Below are 5,872 nucleotides of genomic sequence, written 5' to 3'. Positions count from 1 at the left end.
CGAGCCGGTGGTGGCGGGCCGGGAGCGGCACGGCATGTTCGGCGTCTCCGGAACCGGGGACACGTCCGGGTACGGCGGCCTCCGGCTGCCCGCCCATTCGCCGCCGCCCGCCGAACGGCCCTACGGCGGGTGGTTCGACGAGTTCGCCGACGAGTTCTTCGCCGCACTCTCCGACAACGGGATCCCGACGGAGTCGATCCTCCAGGTCACCGTCGACCGCGGGGAGATCACCTTCTACGTGTCGCGCGAGGACCTGGTCTCGGTCTGTCGCACCCTGCGCGACGACTCCGGACTCCGCTTCGAACTGTGCAGCTCGGTGTCCGGTGTGGACTACGGCGAGGACGTGCCGCAGCGGCTGCACTCGGTGTACCACCTGACGTCGATGACGTTCCGCCGCCGGATCCGGCTGGAGGTGACCCTGGACATCGACGACCCGCACGTGCCGTCGATCGTCGAGGTCTACCCGACGGCCGACTGGCACGAGCGGGAGGCCTACGACATGTTCGGCATCGTCTACGACGGACACCCGGCGCTGACCCGCATCCTCATGCCGGACGACTGGGACGGCCACCCGCAGCGCAAGGACTACCCGCTGGGCGGAATCCCGGTGGAGTACAAGGGCGCGGAGATCCCGCCGCCCGACACGCGGAGGTCCTACTCATGACCACGAGCGACCGCATCGCCGAGAGCAGCACGGGCACCGACACCACGGCCGAGGGCGCCGAGAGCGCCCGGTACGCCGACCACCGGGAGACCACCGAGGGCCGCGTCTACACGGTCAGCGGCGGCGACTGGGAGGACGTGCTCACCGACGCCACCGAGTCGGAGCGCATGGTCATCAACATGGGCCCGCAGCACCCGTCCACGCACGGTGTGCTCCGGCTCGTGCTGGAGATGGAGGGCGAGACCGTCACCCAGCTCCGCTCGGTCATCGGCTACCTGCACACCGGCATCGAGAAGAACACCGAGTACCGCACCTGGACCCAGGGCGTCACCTTCGTGACGCGCATGGACTACCTCGCGCCGCTGTCCAACGAGATGGCCTACTGCCTCGGAGTGGAGAAGCTCCTCGGCATCGAGGTGCCGCGCCGCGCGCAGCTGCTGCGGGTGCTGCTGCTCGAACTGAACCGGCTGGCCTCGCACTTCGTCTACATCGCCACCGGCGGTATGGAACTGGGTGCCACCACCGCCATGACGCTGGGCTTCCGGGAGCGCGAGGAGGTCCTGCACCTGCTCGAACACCTCACCGGCCTGCGGATGAACCACGCGTTCATCCGGCCCGGCGGCCTCGCCCAGGACATGCCGGACGACTGGGTGGAGAAGGTCGAGGCGTTCTGCAAGGTCATGGACGAGCGGCTGCCGCTGTACGACAAGCTGTTCACCGGCCAGCCGATCTGGCGCAACCGGCTCAAGGGCGTGGGCTACCTGCCGGTCGACGCCTGCCTCGCGCTCGGCGCCACCGGTCCGGTGCTGCGTTCGGCGGGGGTGGCGTGGGACCTGCGCAAGGTGGAGCCGTACTCCTGCTACGACGAGTTCGACTTCGAGGTGCCCACCTCCACCGAGGCGGACTGCTGGGCGCGCTACCTGCTCCGCGTGGAGGAGATGCACCAGTCGCTGCGCATCGTCCGGCAGGTGCTGGACAAGATCGAGCCCGGTCCCGTGATGGTCGAGGACCAGAAGATCGCGTGGCCCGCGCAGCTGTCCATCTCGTCCGACGGCCTGGGCAACTCGCTGGAGCACGTCCGCAAGATCATGGGCCAGTCGATGGAGTCCCTGATCCACCACTTCAAGCTCGTCACCGAGGGCTTCCGGGTGCCGCCGGGGCAGGTGTACGTGCCGGTGGAGTCGCCGCGGGGCGAGATGGGCTACCACCTGGTCTCCGACGGCGGCACCCGGCCACTGCGCGTGCACGTCCGGGATCCGAGCTTCGTCAACCTCCAGTCGATGCCCGCGATGGCGGAGGGCGGCCTGGTCGCCGACGTCATCGCGGCCATCGCCTCGATCGACCCGGTGATGGGGGGAGTGGACCGATGACCGAGTCTTCCGAGACACCGCGGAGCGGGCCGCAGCAGGCCGAGCGGACCCACGCCGCCGCGTCCGACGACGTCGACGTGCGGGCGATCTCGCCGGTACGCACGGACGGGATGCTCACCGGGGACACCCCCGCCGACCCGTTCGGTCCGGAGACCGCGGAGCGGGCGCGGGAGCTGGCGGGGCGGTATCCCGAGTCCCGGTCGGCGTTGCTGCCGATGCTGCATCTGGTGCAGTCGGTGCAGGGTTACGTCTCCCAGGAGGGGGTGGCCTTCTGCGCCCAGCAGTTGAACCTGTCGGAGGCCGAGGTCAGCGCGGTGGTCACGTTCTACACGATGTACAAGCGCAGGCCGTGCGGGCAGCACCTGGTCAGCGTCTGCACCAACACGTTGTGCGCGGCGCTCGGCGGGGACGCGATCTACCGGCGGCTGGCCGAGCATCTCGGCGACGACGGCGAACCGCTCGGCCACGAGCGGACGGCGGGCGAGCCGGGGGAGCCGGGCTCGGTCACCCTCGAACACGCCGAGTGCCTCGCGGCCTGCGACTTCGCCCCGGTGCTGCAGGTGAACTACGAGTACTTCGACAACCAGACGCCGGAGAAGGCGGTCGCGCTCGTGGACGCCCTGCGCGCCGGGGAGAAACCGCAGCCGACGCGGGGCGCGCCGCTGTCCGACTTCAAGTCGGTCGAGCGCCAGCTCGCCGGGTTCTTCCCCGACGACGAGGACGTCTTCCGTTCCGATGTGGACGGACCGTCGCAGGCGGTGGAGACGGTGCGCGGCGCCCAGCTCGCGGCCGACCGGGGTTGGACCGCCCCGATGATGCCGGACGAGGCGCCCCTACCGGGAACGGAGGCGAAATGAGCGAGCATGTCACCCGTGCTCATGGAGCCGACCGGGTGCGGGTGTCCCGCAGGACACAGGAGGCGAAATGAGTGAGCATGTCACCCGTGCTCATGGAGCCGACCGGGTGCGGGTGTCCCGCAGGACACAGGAGGCGAAATGAGTGCCGATCCGCTGACGCCGGTGTTGACGAAACGGTGGCTCTCGCCGCAGTCGTGGCGGCTGGCGACCTACGAGAAGCTCGAAGGCTACACCGCCGTGCGCAAGGCCCTGGCCGGCACGCCCGAGCAGATCGTCCAGCTGATCAAGGACGCGGGGCTGCGCGGCCGTGGCGGCGCGGGCTTCCCCGCGGGCGTGAAGTGGTCGTTCATGCCGTCCGACGAGGACAAGCCGCATTACCTCGTCATCAACGCCGACGAGGGTGAGCCGGGCACCTGCAAGGACATCCCGCTGATGATGGCCGATCCGCACTCGCTGATCGAGGGCTGCATCATCGCCTCGTACGCGATGCGGGCGCACCAGTGCTTCATCTACGTCCGCGGCGAGGCCCTGCACCCGATGCGCAGGCTGCAGGCCGCGGTGCGGGAGGCCTACGACGCGGGGTACCTGGGCGCCGACATCCTCGGTTCCGGGTTCGACCTGGACATCGTCGTGCACGCCGGTGCGGGCGCCTACATCTGCGGCGAGGAGACGGCACTGCTCGACTCGCTGGAGGGCAAACGCGGCCAGCCCCGGCTGAAGCCGCCGTTCCCGGCCGCGTCCGGTCTCTACGCGAAGCCGACCACGGTGAACAACGTGGAGACCATCGCCACCGTGCCGTACGTCGTCAGCGGCGGGGTGGACTGGTTCCGCACGATGGGCTCCGAGAAGTCGCCCGGCCCGAAGATCTACTCGATCTCCGGGCACGTCGAGCGTCCCGGGCAGTACGAGGCCCCCCTGGGCACGACGCTGCGGGAGCTGCTCGACCTCGCGGGTGGGATGAAGGACGGCATCCCGCTGAAGTTCTGGACCCCCGGCGGGTCGTCGACCCCGCTGTTCACCGCCGAGCACCTGGACGTACCGCTGGACTTCGAGGGTGCGGCCGAGGCCGGCTCGATGCTGGGCACCACGGCCGTGCAGGTGTTCAACGAGACCGTCTCGGTGCCCTGGGCGGTGATGAAGTGGACGCAGTTCTACGAGCACGAGTCCTGCGGCAAGTGCACCCCGTGCCGGGAGGGCACCTTCTGGCTGGCGAAGGTGCTGGAGCGGATGGTCGACGGGCACGGCACCGAGGAGGACATCGACACGCTGCTCGACGTGTGCGACAACATCCTCGGCCGGGCGTTCTGCGCCCTCGGTGACGGTGCCGTCAGCCCGATCACCAGCGGCATCAAGTACTTCCGGGACGAGTTCCTCGCACTGTGTGAGAGCAACCGGGCGTCCTCGCCCGAACTGGTGGGAGCATCATGACCATCGCACCCGAGACGTCCTCGGCCACGCCCGTTCCCGAGGGCCACGTCAAGCTCACCATCGACGGTGAGGAGGTCGTCGCCCCCAAGGGCGAGCTGCTGATCCGCACCGCCGAGCGGATGGGCACCGTGATCCCGCGGTTCTGCGACCACCCGCTGCTCGACCCGGCGGGCGCGTGCCGGCAGTGTCTGGTCGAGGTCGAGATGAACGGGCGGCCGATGCCCAAGCCGCAGGCCTCCTGCACGATGACCGTGGCCGACGGCATGGTCGTGAAGACGCAGAAGACCTCGCCGGTGGCGGACAAGGCGCAGCAGGGCGTGATGGAACTGCTGCTGATCAACCATCCGCTGGACTGCCCGATCTGCGACAAGGGCGGCGAGTGCCCGCTGCAGAACCAGGCGATGGCGCACGGGCGGCCGGAGTCCCGGTTCCGGGACCAGAAGCGGACGTTCCCGAAGCCGCTGCCGATCTCCACCGAGGTGCTGCTCGACCGCGAGCGGTGCGTGCTCTGCCAGCGCTGCACCCGCTTCTCGGCGCAGATCGCGGGCGACCCGTTCATCGACCTGCTGGAGCGCGGTGCGCATCAGCAGATCGGTACGTCCGAAACGGCCGATGTCCTCGACACGGCCGCGCACACCGGGGCGGGCACCCCGTTCCAGTCGTACTTCTCCGGCAACACCATCCAGATCTGCCCGGTGGGCGCGCTGACCAGCGCCCAGTACCGGTTCCGTTCCCGGCCGTTCGACCTGGTGTCCTCGCCGAGTGTGTGCGAGCACTGCTCGTCCGGCTGCGCGCAGCGCACCGACTTTCGGCGCGGCCGGGTGATGCGCAGGCTCGCGGGCGACGAGCCCGAGGTGAACGAGGAGTGGAACTGCGACAAGGGCCGCTTCGCGTTCCGCTACACCACCGCGGAGCACCGTGTCCGCACGCCGCTGGTGCGCGACGCCGACTCCGGTGAACTCCGGGAGGCCTCCTGGACGGAGGCGCTGCGGGTGGCCGCCGAGGGGCTGACGACGGCCCGCGACGGCCGGGGTGTCGGCGTGCTGCCCGGGGGGCGGCTGACCGTGGAGGACGCCTACGCCTACGGCAAGTTCGCCCGTGTCGCGTTGCGCACCAACGACGTCGACCACCGGGCGCGGGCGCACTCCGACGAGGAGTTGGACTTCCTCGCCTCCCGCGTGGTGGGCACCGCGCCGGAGAACGGCGGGGTCACCTTCACCGACCTGGAGAACGCACCGGCGGTGCTGTGCGTGGCCTTCGAGCCGGAGGAGGAGTCGCCGCTGGTCTTCCTGCGGCTGCGCAAGGGCGCGCGGGACAACGGTGTCCGGGTCGTGCACATCGGACAGTGGACGACGCCCGCCGTCGAGCGCACCTTCGGTGAGCTGCTGGCGTGCCTGCCTGGTGCCGAGGCCGAGGCGGTGGACGGACTGGCCGGGCACGCGCCCGATGTGGACGCGAAGCTGCGCACCGAGGGTGCCGTGGTGCTGGTCGGGGAGCGCGCGGCCGAGGTGCCCGGCCTGTTCGGCGCACTGGACCGGTTGGCCGGGCGCACC

Annotated in this window: 5 protein-coding genes; all 5 read left to right on the top strand. The window is 70.2% G+C overall.

Annotated features, from left to right (window positions below; all coding sequences use genetic code 11):
- Positions 1-664: NADH-quinone oxidoreductase subunit C (locus SACHA_RS0103360; RefSeq protein WP_083935765.1), on the top strand; the 664-nt coding region annotated here is incomplete at its 5' end.
- Positions 661-2,034, top strand: a complete 1,374-nt coding sequence (locus SACHA_RS0103355) for an NADH-quinone oxidoreductase subunit D (protein WP_019807197.1) — start codon at positions 661-663, stop codon at positions 2,032-2,034. The genes SACHA_RS0103360 and SACHA_RS0103355, both read left to right, overlap by 4 nt.
- The gene (gene nuoE / locus SACHA_RS0103350; RefSeq protein WP_019807196.1) at positions 2,031-2,891 is read left to right on the top strand and encodes an NADH-quinone oxidoreductase subunit NuoE; all 861 of its coding nucleotides are present in this window, start codon (positions 2,031-2,033) and stop codon (positions 2,889-2,891) included. The genes SACHA_RS0103355 and nuoE overlap by 4 nt, the downstream gene beginning before the upstream one ends.
- A 138-nt stretch (positions 2,892-3,029) precedes the next feature.
- Entirely contained in the window at positions 3,030-4,319 is a 1,290-nt protein-coding gene (gene nuoF / locus SACHA_RS0103345) for an NADH-quinone oxidoreductase subunit NuoF (RefSeq protein WP_019807195.1), read from the top strand.
- A partial coding sequence (locus SACHA_RS0103340) for an NADH-quinone oxidoreductase subunit G (protein ID WP_019807194.1) occupies positions 4,316-5,872 on the top strand: 1,557 nt, incomplete at its 3' end. The genes nuoF and SACHA_RS0103340, both read left to right, overlap by 4 nt.

It is taken from the genome of Saccharomonospora halophila 8, from assembly GCF_000383775.1.
GTDB classification, from domain to species: Bacteria; Actinomycetota; Actinomycetes; order Mycobacteriales; family Pseudonocardiaceae; genus Saccharomonospora; species Saccharomonospora halophila.
This window is presented reverse-complemented; position numbering and strand designations above follow the sequence as displayed.

Bases quoted from the DNA above. Each gene is read 5' to 3' on its own strand.
- nuoF (WP_019807195.1), top strand. From the start codon at position 3,030: ATGAGTGCCGATCCGCTGACGCCGGTGTTGACGAAACGGTGGCTCTCG.
- SACHA_RS0103355 (WP_019807197.1), top strand. From the start codon at position 661: ATGACCACGAGCGACCGCATCGCCGAGAGCAGCACGGGCACCGACACC.
- nuoE (WP_019807196.1), top strand. From the start codon at position 2,031: ATGACCGAGTCTTCCGAGACACCGCGGAGCGGGCCGCAGCAGGCCGAG.